We start from the raw sequence: 20,158 nt of genomic DNA, 5'->3' as shown, positions 1-20,158 counted from the left end.
GGTGAGGGCAGCAGTTGCCAAAACCGCTCAAACGCTCAACTGCGGCTCGGCCTCGAACCTGCGCGCATACCCGCGCTCCTCGGCCACCCGCTCGATCTCGCCGTCGGCCAACCCCTGCGCCGCATACACCGCATAGACCAGATCGCCGTCGCGCAGTCCCACATGATGCAGGCGGTAGCGCGCGGTGCCGCTGCCGGTGTCGGGCGGATAGTGGCGCGGCGCCGTGCCGCCTTCCAGGTCGAGTTCGCTGTTGTCGACGGTGCCGCCGACGAAGAGGGCTCGCATCGTGCAAGGCTCCTGTGATGGGCGAGGTTTCATCCTCGCGTCGGCGGTGTTGGCTGGGGATGAAGCGGATGTTTGCGCGGTGTGGAAGTCCCTCCCACAAAACCACAAACCCACAAAAACCCAGGCGCTTGCCGCGAATTCACTCGCCCGGCGACAAATGCCCGGAAAACACCCGGTGCTTGGGATGCAGCCGCAGCCACGCGGTCTGCGCGAGCAGCAACACGCCGATGCCGGCCGCAGTCCAGGCCGCGACCGTCGCGCCCGGCAGCGCCGAGGCCGATTGCTTCATGTACACCCCGGCCAGTCCCCACAGCGCCGCCAGCACGAAGCCGGCGCTGCCGCGCATGCGCGCGTTCAAGCCCAGCAGCACCAGCGCCGCGGCCGCGAACAGGGCCAGGCTCCACGGCAGCATCGCGTCCACCGGCGCCAGCCGGTAGGCGACCAGCACCTGCGCGGTGTTCAGGAACGCCGCCAGCGCCAGCCAGCCGGCGTGCAGCGACAGCGCGAATGTCGCCCAGACCCGTTGGCCCGGCAGCGGGGTGGCGTCGCGCGCCAGCACCGTCGCCGCCCAGGCCAGACAGGCCAGGGCCAGCCAGATCGTCGCCAGCGCCAGCCAGAACCACTGCTGCGAGAACAGCGGCATCCACAGCGCGGTCAGGGTGAAGCCGGCCGCCGCGACCGGCCGCACCCGCAGCAGGGTGTCGTCCTCGCGCCGGCGCGCGCCCAGCTGCCAGGCGGCGAAGGCCAGGTCGAGCAGGAAAATCAGGCCCCAGATCGAAAAGGCGTAGCCGGCGGCCACGAGCAAAGTGGGGTAGCGGTCGGAGATTTCGCCGTTGTCGGGCCCGAAGTAGCCGGCTTGCGAGAACCAGGCCACCGCCGGCATCAGGGCGGCCGCGATCAGCACGGGCAGGCGCACGGTGGGCATTCCTTGCGTCGATGGCGATGCCCACACCCTAACCCGCGGCCGCGTAAAATCGGCGCGATGAAGATGACCCCGTTCGCCGTTACCGACCTTGCCGACCATGCGCGTTGACCGCTCCGACGACGCGCTCGAGACCCTGTTCCAGCCTTTCGCCGACGGCCTGTGGCCCTGGCCCGGCGATGCCTTGTTCCTGCGCGCGCGCGACGGCGTCGGCCTGCGCCAGGCGCCGCGTCCGGGCCTGTTGTGCGAGCAGGATTTCCGGCCCGCCGCCGAAGCGCTGGAGCGCGGCGGCCTGGACGTGGTCGATCTGGAATCGCTGGACCCCGCGCGCCGCTTCCCGCTGGTGCTGGTGCTGCCGCCGCGCCAGCGCGAGGAAGCGCGCGCGCTGTTCGCCCAGGCCGTGGCGCGCTGCGCGCCGGGCGGGCGGGTGCTGGCGTGCATGCGCAACGACGAGGGCGCGCGCTCGGGCGAGGACGACCTGGGCAAGCTCGCCGGCAAGGTCGGCAGCCTGTCCAAGCGCAAATGCCGCGCGTTCTGGACCGCGCCGCTGCAAGGCCCGGCCGACGAAGCGCTGGCGCGCGCCTGGGCCGCGCTGGACGCGCCGCGCGCGATCCTCGGCGGGCGTTTCCACAGCCGCCCGGGCGTGTTCGCCTGGGACCGCATCGATCCGGCCTCGGCCCTGCTCGCCGCGCACCTGCCGGCCGACCTGAGCGGCCATGCCGCCGATCTGGGCGCCGGCTACGGTTATTTGTCCGCCGAACTGCTGGCGCGTTGCCCGCGCATCGCCGCGCTCGACCTGTTCGAGGCGCAGGCGCGCGCGGTCGCGCTGGCGCGCCGCAACCTGGAGGGCGCGCGGGTGCCGGTGCAAGTGTTCTGGCACGACGTCACCGCCGGCCTGCCGCGCCGCTACGACGTCATCGTCAGCAATCCGCCGTTCCATGCGCAGGGCCGCGAGGAGCGCCCGGACATCGGCCGCCGCTTCATCCAGGTGGCCGCGCAATCGCTCGAGCGCGGCGGCCGCCTGTGGCTGGTCGCCAACCGCCATCTGCCGTACGAACAGGCGCTGGACGAGCATTTCGGCGAGGTCCGCACCGTTGCCCAGGACGGCGGCTTCAAAGTGGTGGAAGCGCGCGGCGCGCGGGGGCGGGCATGAAACTGGTCAAGCTGATCGCCAACCTCGGTTACGGCAGCCGCAAGGACGTGACCGCGATGTTCCGCCAGGGCCGCATCACCGATGCCGACGGCGAGGTGCTGTACGCCGACGACCAGGTCGAGCACGCCGCGATCCGCGTCGACGGCGAGCCGCTGGACCCGCCGGCCGGGCTGACCCTCATGCTGCACAAGCCGGTCGGCTACACCTGCTCGACCAAGGACCCCGGCCGCGTCGTCTACGACCTGCTGCCGCCGCGCCTGCGCCTGCGCTCGCCGCTGCTGTCGCCGGTCGGCCGGCTCGACCGCGACACCAGCGGCCTGCTGCTGCTGACCGACGACGGCGCGCTGCTGCACCGGATCGTGTCGCCGAAGGCCAAGCTCGGCAAGGTCTATGAAGCTACCCTGGCTTCGGACCTGCGCGGCGACGAAGCGGCGGTGTTCGCCAGCGGCGAGTTGATGCTGGAAGCGGAAAAGACCCCGCTGGCGCCGGCGCTGATGGAAACGCTGGAGCCGCGGCGCGCGCGCCTGACCCTCACCGAGGGCCGCTATCACCAGGTGCGGCGCATGTTCGCCGCGGTCGGCAACCACGTCGTGGCGCTGCACCGCGCGCGCATCGGCGGTTTGTCGCTGCAGGACCTGCCGGGCGGGCAATGGCGCGCGCTCGATTCCACCGATCTAGAGACTTTGTTCCGTGGCTGAGACTTTCGTGGCTGAGGCGTCCGTAGCGCTGGATTTCGTCCCCGACGCGGTGCTGTTCGACATGGACGGGCTGATGCTCGACAGCGAACGGGCGATGCTGGAAACCTGGCGCGAAGCGGCCGCGGCCGAGAACCTCGCCGCCGACGATGCGGTGTGGCTGGCGATGGTGGGCATGCACGACCGTGCCAGCCTCGCTCATCTCAGCGGGCATTTCGGCAGTGATGCGGCGGTCCGCCTGCGCGACACCAGCTATCGGCTCTACGACGCGCGCGTCGCCGCCGGCCTGCCGCGCAAGCGCGGGCTGCTGGAATTGCTGGACCTGCTCGACGCGCGCGGCGTGCCCAAGGCGGTGGCGACCTCGACCCAGCGCCCGCGCGCGCTGGCCAAGCTCGCCGCGAGCGGATTGATCGACCGCTTCGACGCGATCGTCGCCGGCAGCGATGTCGAGCATCCCAAGCCGGCGCCGGATATCTATCTGCTGGCTGCGCGCGAACTCGGCGTCGATGTGCGCCGCTGCGTGGTGCTGGAGGATTCCGAACCCGGCGTGCGCGCCGCGCTGGCGGCCGGGGCGACCCCGATCCAGGTGCCCGACCTGGTCGTGCCGGGCGAAGAATTGCGCGCGTTCGGCCACCGCATCGTGGCCTCGCTGGAACAGGCGCGCAGCTTGTTGGAGCGCGTGTTGGCGAACAAGGACGCGGCGCAGGCAGGCTGAGCCGCGGCGATCGCGCTCAGTCGCTGAAATTCCAGGCCGACAGCTTGCGCCAACCTTCCGCGCCGAGCGTTTCCAGCGTCGCCAGATTGCGCTCGACGATCGCGTCGGGATCCGGAAACGCCGCCACCGCGCGCTCCACGCTGCTTTCGCGCAGCAGGTGCAAGGTGGGGTAGGGCGAGCGGTTGGTGCAATTGCCGATGTCGTCGAAGGCGGTGCCGGCGAACTGGTAATCCGGATGGAAGCTGGCGATCTGGATCTCGCCTTCCAGGTCCAGCAGCGCCACCGCTTCGTCGGCGAGGTCGAGGAAGTCGTTGAAGTCGAGGAAATCGGTCAGCACCTGCGGATGGATCAGCAAGGTGGTGTCGATCTGTTCGGCCGGGGTCTGCTCCAGCAGCACCAGCTCCGACGACAGTTCTTCCAGCAGTTGTTCCGGCGTGCGCGCATGGCTCAGCACGAAGCGGATCTGGCGCTTGGCCAGCACCGCCTTGGCGAACGGGCACAGGTTGAGCCCGATCACCGCGCGCTCGAGCCAGCGCACGGTTTCGGCGACGGGGTCGGGTCCGTGCTCGTTCACGCCGGCGGCTCCTGCGCTGTCAGTCGCGGAAGTTGTCGTACTGCAGCGGGCGCTCGAAGTCGCCCGCGCGCAGCAGGGCGATGGCGGCCTGCAGGTCGTCGCGCTTCTTGCCGGTGACCCGCAGCTTGTCGCCGTTGATCTGGGTTTCGACCTTGAGCTTGGCGTCCTTGATCGCCGCGGCGATCTTCTTCGCCAGCTTCTGCTCGATGCCCTGCTGCACGGTGATCTTCTGCCGCGCGCCGGCCAGGTTGGTCTCGATGTCGCCGAACTCCAGGCAGCGCGAGTCGATCTGGCGCGCGGCCAAACGCTGGCGCAGGATCTGGGTCATCTGTTCGAGCTGGAATTCGCTCGGCGCCGACTGGCTGATCTGCTTGTCGTCGAGCACGAACTTGGCGTCCACGCCCTTGAAGTCGAAGCGGGTGGACAGCTCGCGGTTGGCCTGGTCGACCGCGTTGGTGAGTTCGTGGGTGTCGACTTCGGAAATCACGTCGAAGGAAGGCATGGCGCGCTCGCACTTGGGGGAAACGCCGCACAGGGTAGCGCAAGCGCGGCGGCGATACGCAACGCAGCGTTGCAGCGGCGCAGCGCTGCGGGGCCGGCCGGATTGACGCCGGCGCAACGCGGCGTGCCTAGAATGAACGCCCCGGCGACCGCCGCCCCCGACCACGACCGGGGAGCCCACGGCCCTCGCCGCGTCCCGTCCACGCCACCTGGAACTCCCCATGCTCAAGACCGCTGCTTACGCCGCGCAGAACGCGCATTCGCCCCTGGCCCCGTTCTCGATCGACCGGCGCGAGCCCGGCCCGGACGACGTGCTGATCGACATCCTCTATTGCGGCGTCTGCCATTCCGACATCCACCAGGCCCGCGACGAATGGGGCGGCTCGATCTTCCCGATGGTGCCGGGCCACGAAATCGTCGGCCGGGTCGCCAAGGTCGGCGCCAACGTCCAGACCTTCAAGGCCGGCGACGCCGTCGGCGTGGGCTGCTTCGTCGACTCCTGCCGCGAGTGCGCGCAGTGCAAGGCCGGCGAGGAGCAGTACTGCGACCAGGGCATGACCGGTACCTACAACGCCAAGGAACGCGGCAACGGCGCGCCGACCTACGGCGGCTACTCGACCCGCATCACCGTCGATCAGGCCTACGTGCTGCGCATCCCCGAGTCGATCCCGCTCGACCGCGCCGCGCCGCTGCTGTGCGCCGGCATCACCACCTATTCGCCGCTGCGCCATTACGGCGTCAAGGCCGGCGACGAGCTGGCGGTGGTCGGCCTGGGCGGCCTGGGCCACATGGCGGTCAAGCTGGCGGTGGCGATGGGCGCGCGGGTGACCGTGCTGAGCACCTCCGAATCCAAGCGCGAAGCCTCGCTGGAACTGGGCGCGCACGCCTTCGCCGCGACCCGCGACAAGGACACCTTCAAGCGCCTGGCGCGCAGCTTCGACTTCGTCATCGACACGGTTTCGGGCGAGCACGACTACAACGCCTACCTGAGCCTGCTCAAGGTCGACGGCACCATGGTTCTGCTCGGCGTGCCGGAAAAGCCCGCGCCGGTCGCGGCCGGGGCGCTGATCATGCAGCGGCGCAAGCTCGGCGGCTCGCTGATCGGCGGCATTCGCGAGACCCAGGAGATGCTCGACTTCTGCGCGCAGCACGGCGTGGCTTCGGACATCGAACTGATCGGCATCGAGTCGATCAACGAGGCGTACGAGCGGATGCTGAAGGGCGATGTGCGCTATCGCTTCGTGATCGACATCGCCAGCCTCGACAAGGCGGTTTGATCGCGGCGGCGCGTTGAAGTTTCTGGATCCCCGCGTTCGCAGGGATGACGGTTGGGAGAGGAGCCGCGAAACCCACCTAACGTCATGCCCGCGAAAGCGGGCATCCAGGGCTTCACCGAAGCATGACTCTGAAGTCTCTGGATCCCCGCCTTCGCGGGGATGACGGTTGGAGATGAGTCGCGGAACCTACCTATCGTCATGCCCGCGAAGGCGGGCATCCAGGGCTTCACCGAAGCATGACTCTGAAGTCTCTGGATCCCCGCCTTCGCGGGGATGACGATCTTGAAGAGACGCCGCGTAACCGACCCTCCGTCATTCCCGCGAAAGCGGGCTCTGCTTTACTTCGGCGAAGCCGAACATCCAGGGCTTCACCCAGGCATATCCCCAAGCCCTGACACCCGACCTCAACCGCAGCGCAGTCCCCGCACCCGCCGTAGACTGCCCCCATGCCGCTGCTCCTGATCCCGTTAGCCCTGCTGGCCCTGGCCTTGCTCTGGGTCCTGCTGATCCCGATCGGCCTGATCCAGCGCTACCGCTACGGCAAAGCGCGCCGCCGCGCGCTGGGCTGGGCGGTGAGTCTGGGCGCGACGCTGTCGCTGCTCTCGCTGTTGCTGTTCTTCGCCGGCGCCTGGGTGTCGGGCCACTGGATCGCCGACGCGCCGCTGTACGCCGGCGCCGGCCTGCTCGCGGGTCTCGCGCTGGGCGCGTTCGGCCTGGCCTTGACCCGGTTCGAGGACGAGGCCAAAGGCCTGTACTACACCCCCAACCGCTGGATCGCGCTGGGCCTGACCGCGCTGATCGCCGCGCGCCTGTGCTACGGCCTGTGGCAAGGGCTGCACGCCTGGGGCGCGGACGCGCCGGACAGCTGGCTGCCGCGCCAGGGCGGGCTGTTCGCAGTCGGCGGATTGCTGCTGGGCTATTACCTGATCTACACCCTCGGCGTGCGCCGGCGCCTGCGCCGCCACCACCGCCTGCGCGAACGCGCGCCGCTCACTGGTGACATCCGCTGACAGCAGCCGGATGACGCGCCGCGCCCGTCGGGTCATGATGCCGGACCGCCACGTTCTCGCCGCCATGATCCCGTCGTTGCACAGTATCGCCGTCGCCCGCATCGAAGCCACGCGTATCGGCTCGGCTCATCCCGAAACCGGCCGCACCGAAGCCGAGCGCACCAGCACCGACCGCATCGCAGCGATCCTCTGCGCGGCCCGCCGTTTCGAGTCGACCCTACGCGCCACCGCCCCATGACCGCCGCCCACCCGCACGCGCGCCGCGCGATCTTCACCATGCTCGCGGCGGTGCTGATGTTCTCGCTGATGGATGCGCTGCTGAAGCTGCTGTCCGAACACTACCCGCCGTTCCAGGTGGCGACCCTGCGCGGCGCCTCGTCGCTGCCGTTCGTGCTGACCTGGGCCTTGCTCAGCGGCGGCGGCCGCAGCCTGCTGCGCGTGCGCTGGCCGCTGCACCTGCTGCGCGGCGCGCTCGGCGTGGGGATGATGGCGTCCTTCGTCTATGGCGTGAACCGGCTGCCGCTGTCGACCGCCTACTCGGTGTTCTTCATCGCGCCGCTGCTGATCACCGCGCTGTCCGGCCCGCTGCTGGGCGAACGGGTCGGGCCGCGGCGCTGGGTCGCCATCGGCATCGGCCTGATCGGCGTACTGGTGCTGCTGCGGCCGACCGGCGAGGGCATGCTCAGTCTGGCCGCGCTGGCGGTGGCCGGCGCGGCGCTGGGCTACGCGGCCACCGCGATCACCGTGCGCGTGCTCGCGCGCACCGACACGACCCAGGCGATGATGGTCTGGCTGATGACGCTGATCACCGTCGGCGCCGGCGCGCTGGCCTGGTCCGGCTGGGTGCCGGTGCGCGGCGAGCATCTGTGGCTGATCCTCGGCCTGGGCGTGGCCGGCTCGCTCGGCCAGTACGCGGTCACCGAGGCCTTCCGCCTCGGCGAGGCCTCGCTGATCGCGCCGCTGGAGTACACCGCGTTGATCTGGGGCGTGCTGCTCGACCTGAGCCTGTGGGGCGTGCTGCCCGACTCGGTGACCTGGGCCGGCGCGGCGATCATCGTCGCCAGCGGCCTGTACCTGCTGCGCCGCGAACGCGTTCACCTCGAAGCTGAACATCCTTAGCGGCGGCGGCGATTTCTCGCCGCAGCGCGCCATGACGCCCGCCGCTCCCGGGGTTAATGTCGTGACGTAGTTCGCAGTAGTAGGGGGAGCCAGCCATGACCGCAGTCGTCCACGCACCCGGCGCGCCGTGCTGGTTCGAGTTGGCCACGGACGACCAGCCGACGATCGAGGCGTTCTACCCCGCGCTGTTCGGCTGGACCCTGGAGCGCACGCCGATGCCCGACGGCAGCCTCTACACCATCTTCCAGCTCGACGGCCGCGACGTGGCCGGCACCTATTCCCTGGTGCCCGGTCCGGGCGGCGCCGGTGCCGATGGGATCGGCGCGCCGCACTGGGGCGTGTACTTCCGCACCGACGATTGCGACAAGACGGCGTCGCGCGCGGTCGCCCTGGGCGGGCGCATGATCGCCTCGCCGTTCGAGCTGATGGAACACGTGCGCATGGCGGTGTGCGCCGATCCGGAAGGGGTGGTGTTCTCGCTGGCGCAGCAGCGCGCCCATCCCGGCGCCGACGCGCTGGGCGTGGACAACGCGGTGTGCTGGGCGGAGCTGGCCACCCGCGACATCGACCGCGCCGAACGCTATTACCAGCAGTTGTTCGGCTGGCGCCTGCGCGGGCATCCGGTCGCGCCGCACGGCTACCGCGTGTTCGCCGACGGCCAGCGCATGCTCGGCGGCCTGCTGCAGATGCGGCCGGAATGGCGCGACCTCGCGCCGCACTGGTCGATCTACCTGCAGGTGTCGGACGTGGAGGCCTGCGTGCAGCGCGCGCTGGAGCTGGGCGGCCGGCTCGAGTCGGCGCCGTTCGAGGCCAACAGCGACGTGCGCATCGCCCGCCTGGCCGACCCGCGCGGCGCGGCGTTCTACGTCATCCAGTTCTTCGGCGACCCGCCGGCCTGAGCGCCGCGCAAAAAAAGACGGGCCCCCGAGGGAGCCCGTCCGGTACTGCGCTTGCGGTAGTGCTCAGACTGCGTACTGCGGAAACATCGTTACCACGGTGTTGCGTGTTGCGACCGCCGTCGATCACTACAGCGGTTGTCACTGCGGTATTGCCTGTTGCGTACTGCTACCAGCTACTACTACTTGCTACTGCGTACTACGTACTGCTCGCTGCGCGGCGCGATCAGAAGCGCGCGCCGATGCCGACGCCGACGGTGACCGGGTTGAGCTCGGCCTCGCCGACCTTCAGGCCGTTGAGCTTCACGTCCGACTTGCTGCCCTGCATGTAGCGCACGTCGGCGCGGGCGAACCAGGTCGGGTTGATGTTGAGATCCACGCCGGCGGTGGCGATGCCGCCCTTGGCGTTGTCCACGCCCAGGCGCTGGCCGTTCTCGAGCTTCTCGCCGGTGTAGTTGGCCTGGTAGTAGCCCAGGCCCACGAACGGACGCACGATGCTGTCGGCGCTGCGGAAGTGGTACTGGCCGCTCAGCGCGACCGGCTGCGAGTCGACGCTGCCGAGCTTGCCGGTGCTGGAGTTGATGCGGTGGCCGAACTTGTCGGCCGAACCCCACAACTCGACGGCGAAGTTGTCGTTGAAGAAGTAGCTGGCGCTGAGGGTCGGAGCGCCGTCGCCGTCCAGATTGGTGCGGGTGCCGGCGATCTGCGGATTCTTGGTCGGCTGGGTCAGGGCGTAGCCGCCGACGATGGCGAAGCGCTTGCCGCTGGCGCTGTCGGTGGAGGCATCCTGAGCGAAGGCGGCCGGGGCGAAGGCCAGGGCGCCGAGCATGGCAAGGGTCAAATGACGGAAGCGGATCATGGAGTGGACTCCTGTGTTGTTGTGGTCTTGCGTACTGCCTTGGGGGAGGCGGGACGCAAGTTAGCAACGCATGCATGAACCGAACTTGCCGCGCGAATGCGCGTGAAGGAACTTTTCACGCGACAACCGTGTTAGAGGCCTGTTTTCAAGGCAAAAATGAATGAAATGAACGAGCAGGTAGCGCGCAATAACGTCGCTATCGCGCCGACGTTCGAGTCTGCGCGAACGTTGCTCGAGTTCGCGCTGAAACCCTTATGGCGCAAGAAAACCGCTTGAATAAACGGGTTTCGTCGCAGATGGACGGCGCATGAACATCGCCCGCGCGGGCTCGATCGCGCGCAGCGCGAACGCACGCGGCGGCGCGCGTGCGATGCCGCGAACGCGCGAGGATTGTTTGAACGGATCGGAAATGCCGCGTTTTCCTGCCTGTTCGGCGCGTCGCCGAAACCCGGTTTCGCGCGCGTTCGCCGCGTGTATGCGCGTGGCGATGCATGCGCGACGACGCATTGCTTGCAACGCGTAAGCAATCGCCAGGCGCCAGGATCGGCACGGCCAACCGCCATGACGAAGGTCATGCCGCCCAAAGGCACGCGCCGCGCCGACGGCGCCGGCCGCAAGCTGGGGCCATTCCACCGTCCAGGACACGACGATGCCGTCTCGCCCGCCCTTCCGCCTGCCGTACCGCCTCGCCGCCGCGGCCGCCGCGATGCTCGCCTGCGGCGCCGCCTTCGCCGATGTCAAGGTCGATGGGCGGTGCGAGATCGACAGCCCCTATCAGCTCACCCTCAACGAACGCAGCCTGATCCTGACCCGCCAGGACGGCGAGCCCAAGGCGCTGGTGATGCGCCAGGGCCGGCTATTCGTCGACGATCGCTGGGTCGCGCTCAGCGCCGACGACTCGCGCCGCCTGGCCGAGTTCGAACGCGGCGCGCGCGCGGCCATGCCCGAGACCCAGGCCATCGCCCGCGAGGCCGCCGACATCGCTTTGATCGCGCTGGGCGAGGTCGCGGCCAAGCTCGGCAACCATCCCGACCGCACCCAGGCCAAGGTCGCGCAAGCGCGCAAGCAGCTCGACGCCAGCCTGCGCGACGCGATCGGCCCGACCCGCTTCAGCGGCAAGCTGCTCGGCGACGGCATCGGCAAGGCGGTCGGCGAGGCGGTGCCGCTGGTGATCGGCGACCTGGTCGGCGGCGCGGTCAGCGCCGCGCTCAGCGGCGACGCCCAGCGCTTCCAGCAGTTGGACAACCTCGACGCCCAGATCGAAGCCGCGGTGCAGCCGCGCGCCGACGCGCTGGGGCGCCGCAGCGACCGGCTGTGCCGGCGCATGCTCGACCTCGACGCGCTGGAGAACGCACTGTCCTACCGTTTCGACGGGCGCGCGCTGGATCTGGTCCGGGTCGAGTTCAAGCCCGAAGACGCCGCGCCGCGCGACGGCAAGCGCTGAGCCGCGCCCGGCGCGGATCTTCGACCAGCCGCCGCGCCGTGGACGCCACGCTCAGTACTGGGGCGTACGCAAACCCTGGCGGCGCAAGGGCTGTGCCGCTTAGGCCTTTAGTACTGCACCGGCCGCGCTGCGGTTGGCGCCATCGCCCGCACACGCCACAATAGGGTTTTCGCGCATTTGCGGAGCCCCACGAACATGGCTGATCTGAAGGAAGCTCGCGTCCCCGACATCGGCGACTACGACGGCGTGCCCGTCATCGAACTGTTGGTCGCGGTCGGCGACACGGTGACCCAGGACCAGGGCCTGGTCACGCTGGAGTCGGACAAGGCCACGATGGAAGTGCCGGCGCCGTTCGCCGGGATCGTGCGCGAACTCAAGGTCAAGATCGGCGATGAGCTGGCCGAGGGCAGTGTGGTGGCATTGATCGAACCCACCGAAGGGGAAGAAAAGCAGGCGCCGGCGCCGGCCCAAGACGCCGCCAAACCCGCCGCCCCCGCCAAGGCCGAAGCCCCGGCCCCCGCCAAGAGCGAACCCGCCCCCGCGCCGAAGGCCGAGGCGCCCAAGCCCGAAGCGCAGGCCCCGGCCGCGCTGCCCGGCGCCACCGCCGGCACCGACCCCGAAGCGCTGCCGCCGCGCACCCCGCCGGTGGCCTTCACCGCCGAAGAACTGATGCCCGACAAGGTGCCCTACGCCAGCCCGGCGGTGCGCCTGTTCGCGCGCGAGCTCGGCGTCGACCTGACCCGGGTCAGCGGCAGCGCGCGCGGCGGCCGGATCAGCAAGGAAGACGTGCAGTCCTTCGTCAAGGGCGTCATGCAGGGCAGCGTCGCCGCACCGGCCGCGGCCGGCGCCGCGCCGTCGCTCGGCGGCGGCCTCAACCTGCTGCCGTGGCCGAAGGTCGACTTCAGCAAGTTCGGCGAGGTCGAGACCAAGCCGCTGACCCGCATCCAGAAGCTCTCCGGCGCCAACCTGGCGCGCAACTGGGCGATGATCCCGCACGTCACCCAGCACGACGATGCCGACATCACCGACCTGGAAGCGCTGCGCGTGGCGCTCAACAAGGAAAACGAAAAGGCCGGCATCAAGCTGACCATGCTCGCGTTCCTGATGAAGGCCTCGGTCAACGCGCTGCAGAAGTTCCCGAATTTCAACGCCTCGCTCGACGCCAGCGGCGAGAACCTGACCCTCAAGAAGTACTTCCACATCGGCTTCGCCGCCGACACCCCGAACGGCCTGGTCGTGCCGGTGGTGCGCGACGTCGACAAGAAGGGCGTGCTGCAGATCGCGCGCGAAACCGGCGAGCTGGCGGCCAAGGCGCGCGACGGCAAGCTCGGCCCGGCCGACATGAGCGGCGGCTGCTTCTCGATCAGCTCGCTCGGCGGCATCGGCGGCACCGCGTTCACGCCGATCGTCAACGCGCCGGAAGTGGCGATCCTGGGCGTGTCCAAGTCGGCGACCAAGCCGGTGTGGGACGGCAAGCAGTTCGCGCCGCGCCTGATCCTGCCGCTGTCGCTGTCCTACGACCACCGCGTCATCGACGGCGCCGCGGCGGCGCGCTTCACCGCGTATCTGGCGCAGTTGCTCGCCGATATGCGCCGCTCGCTGCTGTAACGGCCGGGGCGGCCGCCGCGCGCGGCCGTCCGGCGCGCCGCTGCGCGGCTGCCGCCCGGTTCGCTTCGCCGTCCGCCACCAGGAACCTTCTTTTCGATGAGCCGTCACCCGCGTCGCGTTTGTGTCTCCCACCGTCTGGCCCGGCTCGGCCTGGCCGCCCTGCTGGCCGCGCCGCTGGCGCAGGCCGCCGACGGCTGCACGCTGCCGCTCGGCCGCGGCTGGCCGCCGGCGACGGAGAACCACGGTTCGGCCGTGGAACAACTGCTCGCGGCGAAGGCCGAACCGCGCCTGAGCCTGACCCTGCTGCCGACCCGCGGCACCGAGAGCGGCCTGCTGCTGATTCCCGGCGCCGCCGCCGACGCCGACTGGACTCTGCGCCACGCCGTGCCCAACGAGCGCGTGCAGAGCTGGAGCCGCTCGCGCGGCGGCGGCGCGCTGGAACTGCGCGTCGACCAGGAAGTGGACAACGAGGAAGCGCCGATCCCGGCCGCGCTGGCCCAGCGCCTGGTCGCCGGCTGGAAGCGCGCGCTCGAACAAGCCGTGCCGGCCGACAAGGCGGCCGAGTTCCGCGACAGCGAACAGCTGCTGTTCGTGGTCGACGGCCTGCGCGTGAGCGGCGCGCGGCCCGGCTGCGGCGTCGGCGAAACTTTGATGGAGCAGGCCTCGCTGCTGACCGAGGCGGCCAACGAAAGCGCCGGCAAGCGCGAGCGCCGCTGGCGCGCGCTGGGCGAATCGCTGGACGAACTCGAACGCCAGCTGCAGGCCGCGCCCGCACCGTAACCGAGCCGGCGCGCGCGGCGACGACGCCCGCGCGCACCGGCGTTTTTCCGGCGACCGCCGCGGCGGTCGCCACGCATGGCCCGGCCGTGCGCCCCACCGCGCGCGCCCCACGCGCGCGCCAGCGAAGCTTTTCAAGAGGATTGCCGCGTCATGGCCAACAGCATCGAAGTGAAGGTTCCCGACATCGGCGACTACGACGACGTACCGGTCATCGAGTTGCTGGTCGCGGTCGGCGACACGGTCAAGAAGGACCAGGGCCTGGTCACGCTCGAATCGGACAAGGCGACGATGGAAGTGCCGTCCTCGGCCGACGGCGTGGTCAAGTCGATCAGCGTCAAGGTCGGCGACAAGGTCTCGCAGGGCGCGGTGATCGCGATCCTCGAAGCCGAGGGCGCTGCTGCCGGCGCGAGCGACGCCAAAGCACCTCTCCCGCCTGCGGGTGAGGGCGCGGCGGCCAGCGCGCCCCCATCCCAGCCTTCCCCCGCAAGCGGGGGAAGGAGCGAATCCGCAGCATCGTCGGCGCCCGCGCCGACCGCCGCCGCCGCGAGCGGCCGCAAGGCCGACGTCGAATGCCGCATGCTCGTGCTCGGCTCCGGCCCCGGCGGCTACACCGCCGCGTTCCGCGCCGCCGACCTCGGCCTGGACACCGTGCTGGTCGAGCGCTACGCCAGCCTCGGCGGCGTCTGCCTCAACGTCGGCTGCATCCCGTCCAAGGCGCTGCTGCACGCCGCCGCGGTCATCGACGAGGCCGAGCACGCCAGCGACTACGGCGTCAGCTTCGCCAAGCCGACGATCGACCTCGACGCGCTGCGCAAGTACAAGGAAAAAGTCGTCGGCCAGCTGACCAAGGGCCTGGCCGGCATGGCCAAGCAGCGCAAGGTGCGCACCGTGGTCGGCACCGGCAGCTTCGTGTCGCCGAACGAGCTGGAAGTGAAGGGCGAGAACGGCACTCAGCTGATCCGCTTCGAGCAATGCATCATCGCTGCCGGTTCGCAGGCGGTGAAGCTCGGCAACTTCCCGTGGGACGACAAGCGGGTGATGGACTCCACCGACGCGCTGGAACTGGCCGACGTGCCGAAGAAGTTGCTCGTCGTCGGCGGCGGCATCATCGGCCTGGAAATGGCCACCGTGTACCGCGCGCTGGGCAGCGAAGTCACCGTGGTCGAATTCCTGGACCAACTGATGCCGGGCGCCGATCCGGACCTGGTCAAGCCGCTGGCCGACCGCTTGAAGAAGCAGGGCGTGGCCGTGCATCTCAAGACCAAGGCCGCGGCCACGCAAGCGCTCAAGGACGGGATCAAGGTCTCCTTCGAAAGCGCCGAGGCCGGCAAGACGCCGGCGCTGGAATCGGGCGTGTACGACCGCGTGCTGGTCGCGGTGGGCCGCGCGCCCAACGGCGCCAAGATCGGCGCCGACCAGGCCGGCGTGCAGGTGAGCGAGCGCGGCTTCATCCCGGTCGACCGGCAGATGCGCACCAACGTCGCGCACATCTTCGCCATCGGCGACCTGGTCGGTAACCCGATGCTCGCCCACAAGGCCACCCACGAAGGCAAGCTCGCCGCCGAAGTGGCCGCGGGCGAGAAGAAGGAGTGGGTCGCGCGGGTGATTCCGTCGGTGGCCTACACCGACCCGGAAATCGCCTGGGTCGGCGTCACCGAGACCGAAGCCAAGGCCAAGGGCCTCAAGGTCGGCGTCGGCAAGTTCCCGTGGGCGGCCAGCGGCCGCGCCATTGGTATCGGCCGCACCGAAGGCTTCACCAAGCTGATCTTCGACGAAGCCACCCACCGCATCGTCGGCGGCGGCATCGTCGGCGTGCACGCCGGCGACTTGATTTCCGAAGTGGCGCTGGCGATCGAGATGGGTTGCGAAGTCGCCGACATCGGCCATACGATCCACCCGCACCCGACCCTGAGCGAGTCGGTCGGCATGGCCGCCGAAGTGTTCGACGGCACCATCACCGATCTGTACATCCCGAAGAAGAAGAGCTGATCCGGCCGGCGCAGCGCGAGCCCCCTCAGGAGGGACGCGCTGCGCATCGCCCTGGAACGAGCGCCATGCACGTATTGCTGCCGCTGCTGGAAGCGGAACTGGCCGACCCCGACGGGTACGAGCTGTGTGAGGCCGTGGAGGCGCTGGTCGAACGCATCGGTTGGCCCACGCCGTTGGCCGAGGCCATGACGATACTGGCCGACGACGGCTTGCGCCGCTTCTGGCGTCAGGCCATGGCCGTGGCGTTCTGGGCGCAAGATCCGGGCGAGGTGCGCATTCCGCCGGGAGGCGATGCCTTGGACTGCGTCGCTCGGCTGTATTTTTGCCTCGAGCGAGAGCCGGCGCTGGACGAGAACCTGGCCTGGAGCCTCGCATCCCGGCTCAAAGGCGTGTCCTATCTGTCGGATTGGAACCCGCTGCTGGACCCCCAGGTGTGTTTGCGCATGGCGAGCATGCGCCTGGGGCTGCCGATCCGCGGCCGTTAGTTGCGCGCGCCGCAGCGATGCGGCGCGCGCCCGGACATCGGATCAGAACGAGAACGTCACGCCCGCCATCGGGCCCTTGAAGCGCTGGTCCAGGCCGACGTCGACGTTGTTGCGGCTGCGCTTGGCGTTGATCTTGAACCAGTCGTAGCCGACGAACACGCCGACGTTTTCGGTGAAGCGGTACTCGGCCAGCGCGTTGGCGCGGCTGATGTCGCCCTTGTAGTCGCCGAAGTCGCCCCAGCCGGCGTCGAGGTACTGGCCTTGCACGACGAAGCGCCAGTGCTCGTTCGGCGACAAGGTCAGGCGGCTGCCGACGACCGGCGCGTAGCCGTCCTCGCTGCGGCCGTTGTTGTATTCGGCGGTGCCGGCCTGGGCGCGCAGCTTGCCTTCGATCTTGGCGTACTCCACGCCGATCTGCAGGCCCCAGCTGACCGTGTCGGTTTCCACCACCGCGTAGTCGTACATCGCGCTGGCCAGTTCGAACTTGGTCTTGGCGCGGGCGAAGCTGCCGGCGGGGATGGTGGTGTCGTCGAACGACACGTCCTGCGACAGGCGCGCGGTCTTGCTCTTGTCGTAGCCCCAGTAGTTGAACAGCAGGCGGTGACGGTCGCCGAACTTGAACTGGCCTTCCAGGCGCGGCACGGTTTCCTTGCTGCCGAAATCGTAGTCCTGGCTGAACTCGTAGGGATTGCCGCGGAAGGTGGTGCCGGCGGTGAATTCGCCGCTGGTGTCGACCGACATGGCGCCCAGGCGAATGGTGAAACGGTCGTCTTCGGCGTGCGCGGGCAGGGCGTACGCGGCGCCGGCGGCGAACAGCGCCAGCGTCAACGGCAGGAATCGGTTGGTCACAAGGTCACTCCGTATACGGGGGAAGTCAGCACATTCGTGTACTGGTGCGTACATGGATGCCGTCGTTCAGGTGGAGTGACCGTGAAAAAAACCGCGATGCCCGAACGCGCAAAGTCCTGTCCGAAGAACTGTGACGCGCGTCGTCGATAGCTGCCCGCTGCAAAAAAGGCGAAGCCCCGGCGGGTGGTGCCGGGGCTTCGGGGTGCCCGCCGCTGCTTTGCCATTGACGAGGAGAGAGTGGCGGCGGGCGTTCGTTGATACTGACCGGTGCGGCGCGCAAAGGTTCCGCAGTTCGTCAAAGATTTCGATCAAGTCGCCAAATGGCCGTCGCCGTTCGCGGCGGCTGCGGCAGCGCGGCGCTGCTCGATGCGCTTCCAGACCTTCTCGTGCAGGTGGAAGGCCACGGTATTGCAGGCCGGCTCGACCAGGGCCAGCGCGCCGCCGACCCAGATGCTGCCGGTCATCAGATAGCCGACCAGGAAGGCGACGGTGAAGTGGACGCCGGCGAAGCTGAGGGTCTTGCTCATGGCGCAGGCCTCAAATGAGAATGATTCTCAAAATACGCCGATTACAGATAAAAGCAAATCGACAGATGCGACCGCTTTCATAGTTCCGGCCTATCTTTCGGCCCCGGCGCGCGCCGCGGCTTACCTCCCAGGTAATTCAACGCTGTAGCGCTTGGCCGCATAGTCGGCGGCGTGAACGCACAGACCGCCGCCGCCATCGCCGCCCAACACGCCGCCTATGGCAGGGCTGTGACGGCCGTGACTGCCGCCGGTTGCCGCAAAGTCGCCTACGTTCTATACTTTTGCGGCTCTACCGGGCGCTTTGCGCCAACCCCAGACCGACGAGACCCGCGTGCACGATCCTTTGTCCGCAGGCCGCCGGCTGGCGTCGCGCGCGATTGCTTGGCAAGCCGGCGCGACGGCGCTGACCGCGCTGGCCTTCTACTCCCTCGGTGCGCCGTCCGCGTTGGCTGCCGCGGTGGGAGGAGGCGCAGCGGTGGCCGGCAACCTTGCGGCCGCCAGGATGGCGTTGGGGGGCGGCGTGCAACCGGCCGGGTCGGCGATCGGGCGGTTGTTGCTCGGAGTCATATTCAAATGGGTGGCGGTATTGACGGTGCTCGGCCTGGGAATGGCCGTGTGGCGTCTGCCTCCCCTGCCAATGCTGGTGAGTCTGTCGGCGGCAACGCTGGCGTTCGCACTGGCCAATCTTTTGAAACGATAGGTGTCTTTCGTGAGTGAACAGACCGGTTCGGGCGGCCTGAACGAATACATCCAGCATCACCTCCAGCAGAACACCATCTCGCTGGGCGGCGGTGCTTTTCACATCGACACTTGGGTCGTTTCTCTGATCCTGGGTCTGATCTTCATTACTTGGTTCGGATTCTTCGCGCGCAAGGCCACTTCCGGCGTGCCGTCGAAGGGTCAGGCGTTCGTCGAACTGATCCTGGAGTTCATCGACAACCAGGTGAAGGACAGCTTCCACGGCGATCGCAGCTCGCTGACGCCGCTGGCGCTGACGATCTTCGTCTGGGTCGTGCTGATGAACGGCATGGACCTGTTGCCGCTCGATCTGCCGGGCTGGGTGGTCAAGACCACCGCCGGCGCCGAAGTGGCGCACCACACCTACTTCCGCTGGGTTCCGACCGCGGACCTGAACACGACGCTGGCGCTGTCGACCACGGTGTTCTTCCTGATCCTCTATCACTCGGTCAAGGCCAAGGGCGGCCTGGGCTTCGGCAAGGAGCTGCTGACAGCGCCCTTCCATGCTCACGGCACCGGCGCCAAGATCGCGCTCGCTCCTGCCAACCTGGGTCTCAACGTCATCGAGTACCTGGTCAAGCCGGTCAGCCTGGCGATGCGACTGTTCGGCAACATGTACGGCGGCGAGCTGGTGTTCATGCTCATCGCCGGCCTGCTCGGCGGCAGCCTGCTGATGTTCCTGCCCGGCGTGATCTTCAACGTCGCCTGGGCGCTGTTCCACATCCTCATCGTGCTGCTGCAGGCCTTCATCTTCATGATCCTCACCGTCGTCTACATCGCAGGCGCGTACGAGAGTCATTGACCCGGGTTCCACCTTTTAGTTCTTTGCGCGTTTCACCCTTTCCTTTAGCCAAACCAACGTTTCAGTAGGAGAAAACCATGGAATTCATCGCCAATGTGCAGGGCCTGACCGCTATCGCGATCGGCATCATGGTCGGCCTCGGCGCGATCGGCGCTTGCCTCGGCATCGCGCTGATGGGCTCGAAGTTCCTTGAGTCGGCCGCCCGTCAGCCGGAACTGGTGCCGATGCTGCAGGGCCGTATGTTCCTGCTGGCCGGCCTGATCGACGCGGCGTTCATCATCGCGCTGGCCGTCGGCTTGCTGTTCGCCTTCGGCAACCCGCTGCTGGGCGCCCTGCAGGCTGCCGGCGCCGCCGGCTGATCCTCGCTCAGCGAGCAGTCTGAGCCGTCCGCGCGAGCGGGCGGCTCTCCCGGGCCCTAGCGCCCGCAGCGTCCCATCGGAGCTGTCATGAATATCAACATGACCTTCTTCGGCCAGATGATCACGTTCGCGATCCTCATCTGGTTCACGATGAAGTTCATTTGGCCGCCCCTGAACAAGGCGATCGAAGAACGGCAACAAAAGATTGCCCAGGGTCTGGCGAATGCCGAAGGCGCTGAGGTGCTCGTCCAGCAGGCGCGTGCGCAGGCGGACGAAATCGTGCGCGAAGCGCGCGTCAAGGCCAACGAAGTCGTCGAGCAGGCGCATTCGCGCGCCAACCAGATCGTCGACCAGGCCAAGACCGATGCGATGGTCGAAGGTACGCGCCTGAAGGCGCTGGCCGACGCCGAAATCGCCGCCGCCGCCGACCGTGCCCGCGAGGATCTGCGCAAGCAGGTGTCCGCGCTGGCCGTGACCGGCGCCGAGAAGCTGCTCAAGCGCGAAATCGACGCCAACGCCCACAAGGCGCTGCTCGACGAGCTGGCCGCGGAAATCTGACCGGAACGCCCCA

Annotated in this window: 25 protein-coding genes; 17 read left to right on the top strand and 8 right to left on the bottom strand. The window is 68.8% G+C overall.

What is annotated here, in order from left to right:
• Positions 1 to 27 precede the first annotated feature (27 nt).
• Both BLU84_RS24750 and BLU84_RS24745 read right to left on the bottom strand, forming a co-directional pair.
• Positions 28 to 285, bottom strand: coding sequence for a hypothetical protein (locus BLU84_RS24750; RefSeq protein ID WP_074873562.1), 258 nt, complete (start codon positions 283 to 285; stop codon positions 28 to 30).
• A 139-nt stretch (positions 286 to 424) separates the two neighbouring features.
• On the bottom strand, positions 425 to 1,201 hold the full coding sequence (locus BLU84_RS24745; protein WP_074873625.1) for a hypothetical protein: 777 nt from the start codon (positions 1,199 to 1,201) through the stop codon (positions 425 to 427).
• 106 nt (positions 1,202 to 1,307) lie between these two features.
• Between BLU84_RS24745 and BLU84_RS24740 the strand changes: the two genes are divergently transcribed.
• Genes BLU84_RS24740 through BLU84_RS24730 form a run of 3 tightly spaced genes read left to right on the top strand, consistent with a single transcriptional unit; the run spans position 1,308 to position 3,770 of the window.
• Complete coding sequence (locus BLU84_RS24740; RefSeq protein WP_074873560.1) at positions 1,308 to 2,360, top strand: class I SAM-dependent methyltransferase; 1,053 nt, start codon at positions 1,308 to 1,310, stop codon at positions 2,358 to 2,360.
• Positions 2,357 to 3,058, top strand: coding sequence for a pseudouridine synthase (locus BLU84_RS24735; protein WP_074873558.1), 702 nt, complete (start codon positions 2,357 to 2,359; stop codon positions 3,056 to 3,058). The genes BLU84_RS24740 and BLU84_RS24735 overlap by 4 nt, the downstream gene beginning before the upstream one ends.
• Positions 3,051 to 3,770 (top strand): HAD family hydrolase, encoded by a 720-nt coding sequence (locus BLU84_RS24730; RefSeq protein WP_074873557.1) that lies wholly within the window; start codon positions 3,051 to 3,053, stop codon positions 3,768 to 3,770. The genes BLU84_RS24735 and BLU84_RS24730 overlap by 8 nt, the downstream gene beginning before the upstream one ends.
• A gap of 16 nt (positions 3,771 to 3,786) precedes the next feature.
• On the opposite strand, the gene BLU84_RS24725 is transcribed toward BLU84_RS24730, so the two are convergent.
• Both BLU84_RS24725 and BLU84_RS24720 read right to left on the bottom strand, forming a co-directional pair.
• Positions 3,787 to 4,344 carry a DUF1415 domain-containing protein gene (locus tag BLU84_RS24725; protein ID WP_074873555.1) on the bottom strand — a complete coding sequence of 186 codons (558 nt, stop codon included), beginning with the start codon at positions 4,342 to 4,344 and terminating at the stop codon, positions 3,787 to 3,789.
• 19 nt (positions 4,345 to 4,363) lie between these two features.
• Positions 4,364 to 4,846 (bottom strand): YajQ family cyclic di-GMP-binding protein, encoded by a 483-nt coding sequence (locus tag BLU84_RS24720; protein ID WP_074873553.1) that lies wholly within the window; start codon positions 4,844 to 4,846, stop codon positions 4,364 to 4,366.
• A gap of 220 nt (positions 4,847 to 5,066) precedes the next feature.
• Here BLU84_RS24720 and BLU84_RS24715 point away from each other — a divergent pair, with 220 nt between their 5' ends.
• The 5 genes from BLU84_RS24715 (at position 5,067) to BLU84_RS24695 (ending at position 9,150) form a co-directional block, all read left to right on the top strand.
• Positions 5,067 to 6,122 (top strand): NAD(P)-dependent alcohol dehydrogenase, encoded by a 1,056-nt coding sequence (locus BLU84_RS24715; protein WP_074873551.1) that lies wholly within the window; start codon positions 5,067 to 5,069, stop codon positions 6,120 to 6,122.
• A 446-nt stretch (positions 6,123 to 6,568) separates the two neighbouring features.
• Complete coding sequence (locus BLU84_RS24710; RefSeq protein ID WP_074873549.1) at positions 6,569 to 7,132, top strand: CcdC protein domain-containing protein; 564 nt, start codon at positions 6,569 to 6,571, stop codon at positions 7,130 to 7,132.
• A 64-nt stretch (positions 7,133 to 7,196) separates the two neighbouring features.
• Positions 7,197 to 7,370: a hypothetical protein gene (locus BLU84_RS27395; RefSeq protein WP_170849244.1), complete on the top strand. Its 174-nt coding sequence runs from the start codon at positions 7,197 to 7,199 to the stop codon at positions 7,368 to 7,370.
• Positions 7,367 to 8,251 carry a DMT family transporter gene (locus tag BLU84_RS24700; RefSeq protein ID WP_324610495.1) on the top strand — a complete coding sequence of 295 codons (885 nt, stop codon included), beginning with the start codon at positions 7,367 to 7,369 and terminating at the stop codon, positions 8,249 to 8,251. Before BLU84_RS27395 ends, BLU84_RS24700 begins: the two co-directional genes overlap by 4 nt.
• Positions 8,252 to 8,346: 95 nt before the next feature.
• Positions 8,347 to 9,150 carry a VOC family protein gene (locus BLU84_RS24695; protein ID WP_074873545.1) on the top strand — a complete coding sequence of 268 codons (804 nt, stop codon included), beginning with the start codon at positions 8,347 to 8,349 and terminating at the stop codon, positions 9,148 to 9,150.
• Positions 9,151 to 9,373: 223 nt separating this feature from the next.
• Here the strand turns inward: BLU84_RS24695 and BLU84_RS24690 are convergent, their stop codons facing one another.
• Positions 9,374 to 10,006: an OmpW/AlkL family protein gene (locus BLU84_RS24690; RefSeq protein ID WP_074873543.1), complete on the bottom strand. Its 633-nt coding sequence runs from the start codon at positions 10,004 to 10,006 to the stop codon at positions 9,374 to 9,376.
• Between the two features lie 252 nt (positions 10,007 to 10,258).
• Positions 10,259 to 10,651: a hypothetical protein gene (locus BLU84_RS26855; protein ID WP_139175236.1), complete on the bottom strand. Its 393-nt coding sequence runs from the start codon at positions 10,649 to 10,651 to the stop codon at positions 10,259 to 10,261.
• Between the two features lie 4 nt (positions 10,652 to 10,655).
• On the opposite strand from BLU84_RS26855, the gene BLU84_RS24685 reads away from it, so the two are divergent.
• The 5 genes from BLU84_RS24685 (at position 10,656) to BLU84_RS24665 (ending at position 16,312) form a co-directional block, all read left to right on the top strand.
• Positions 10,656 to 11,450, top strand: coding sequence for a DUF2884 family protein (locus BLU84_RS24685; RefSeq protein ID WP_074873541.1), 795 nt, complete (start codon positions 10,656 to 10,658; stop codon positions 11,448 to 11,450).
• Between the two features lie 195 nt (positions 11,451 to 11,645).
• Positions 11,646 to 13,058, top strand: coding sequence for a dihydrolipoyllysine-residue acetyltransferase (locus BLU84_RS24680; RefSeq protein ID WP_074873539.1), 1,413 nt, complete (start codon positions 11,646 to 11,648; stop codon positions 13,056 to 13,058).
• A 96-nt stretch (positions 13,059 to 13,154) separates the two neighbouring features.
• Positions 13,155 to 13,838 carry a hypothetical protein gene (locus BLU84_RS24675; protein WP_074873537.1) on the top strand — a complete coding sequence of 228 codons (684 nt, stop codon included), beginning with the start codon at positions 13,155 to 13,157 and terminating at the stop codon, positions 13,836 to 13,838.
• A 150-nt stretch (positions 13,839 to 13,988) separates the two neighbouring features.
• Positions 13,989 to 15,827, top strand: coding sequence for a dihydrolipoyl dehydrogenase (gene lpdA, locus BLU84_RS24670; RefSeq protein ID WP_074873535.1), 1,839 nt, complete (start codon positions 13,989 to 13,991; stop codon positions 15,825 to 15,827).
• 65 nt (positions 15,828 to 15,892) lie between these two features.
• Positions 15,893 to 16,312 (top strand): hypothetical protein, encoded by a 420-nt coding sequence (locus BLU84_RS24665; RefSeq protein ID WP_074873533.1) that lies wholly within the window; start codon positions 15,893 to 15,895, stop codon positions 16,310 to 16,312.
• A 42-nt stretch (positions 16,313 to 16,354) separates the two neighbouring features.
• On the opposite strand, the gene BLU84_RS24660 is transcribed toward BLU84_RS24665, so the two are convergent.
• Together BLU84_RS24660 and BLU84_RS24655 are read right to left on the bottom strand one after the other, a co-directional pair.
• A complete protein-coding gene (locus BLU84_RS24660; protein ID WP_232518356.1) occupies positions 16,355 to 17,161 on the bottom strand; it encodes a hypothetical protein in 807 nt (268 codons plus the stop codon).
• Between the two features lie 308 nt (positions 17,162 to 17,469).
• The gene (locus BLU84_RS24655; RefSeq protein WP_074873531.1) at positions 17,470 to 17,688 is read right to left on the bottom strand and encodes a DUF2061 domain-containing protein; all 219 of its coding nucleotides are present in this window, start codon (positions 17,686 to 17,688) and stop codon (positions 17,470 to 17,472) included.
• A 331-nt stretch (positions 17,689 to 18,019) separates the two neighbouring features.
• Between BLU84_RS24655 and BLU84_RS24650 the strand changes: the two genes are divergently transcribed.
• The 4 genes from BLU84_RS24650 to BLU84_RS24635 all read left to right on the top strand — a co-directional run bounded on the left by BLU84_RS24650 (position 18,020) and on the right by BLU84_RS24635 (position 20,145).
• Positions 18,020 to 18,388, top strand: coding sequence for a hypothetical protein (locus tag BLU84_RS24650; RefSeq protein ID WP_232518355.1), 369 nt, complete (start codon positions 18,020 to 18,022; stop codon positions 18,386 to 18,388).
• Between the two features lie 9 nt (positions 18,389 to 18,397).
• The gene (gene atpB / locus BLU84_RS24645; protein ID WP_074873617.1) at positions 18,398 to 19,228 is read left to right on the top strand and encodes a F0F1 ATP synthase subunit A; all 831 of its coding nucleotides are present in this window, start codon (positions 18,398 to 18,400) and stop codon (positions 19,226 to 19,228) included.
• 77 nt (positions 19,229 to 19,305) lie between these two features.
• Complete coding sequence (atpE, locus tag BLU84_RS24640) at positions 19,306 to 19,587, top strand: F0F1 ATP synthase subunit C (protein ID WP_057946213.1); 282 nt, start codon at positions 19,306 to 19,308, stop codon at positions 19,585 to 19,587.
• A gap of 87 nt (positions 19,588 to 19,674) precedes the next feature.
• The gene (locus BLU84_RS24635; protein ID WP_074873529.1) at positions 19,675 to 20,145 is read left to right on the top strand and encodes a F0F1 ATP synthase subunit B; all 471 of its coding nucleotides are present in this window, start codon (positions 19,675 to 19,677) and stop codon (positions 20,143 to 20,145) included.
• The last annotated feature ends 13 nt before the right edge of the window (positions 20,146 to 20,158 follow it).

The organism is Lysobacter enzymogenes (assembly GCF_900106525.1).
Lineage (GTDB): Bacteria > Pseudomonadota > Gammaproteobacteria > Xanthomonadales > Xanthomonadaceae > Lysobacter > Lysobacter enzymogenes.
The sequence above is the reverse complement of the archived record's forward strand: the minus strand, read 5'-3'. Positions and strand labels throughout refer to the sequence as shown.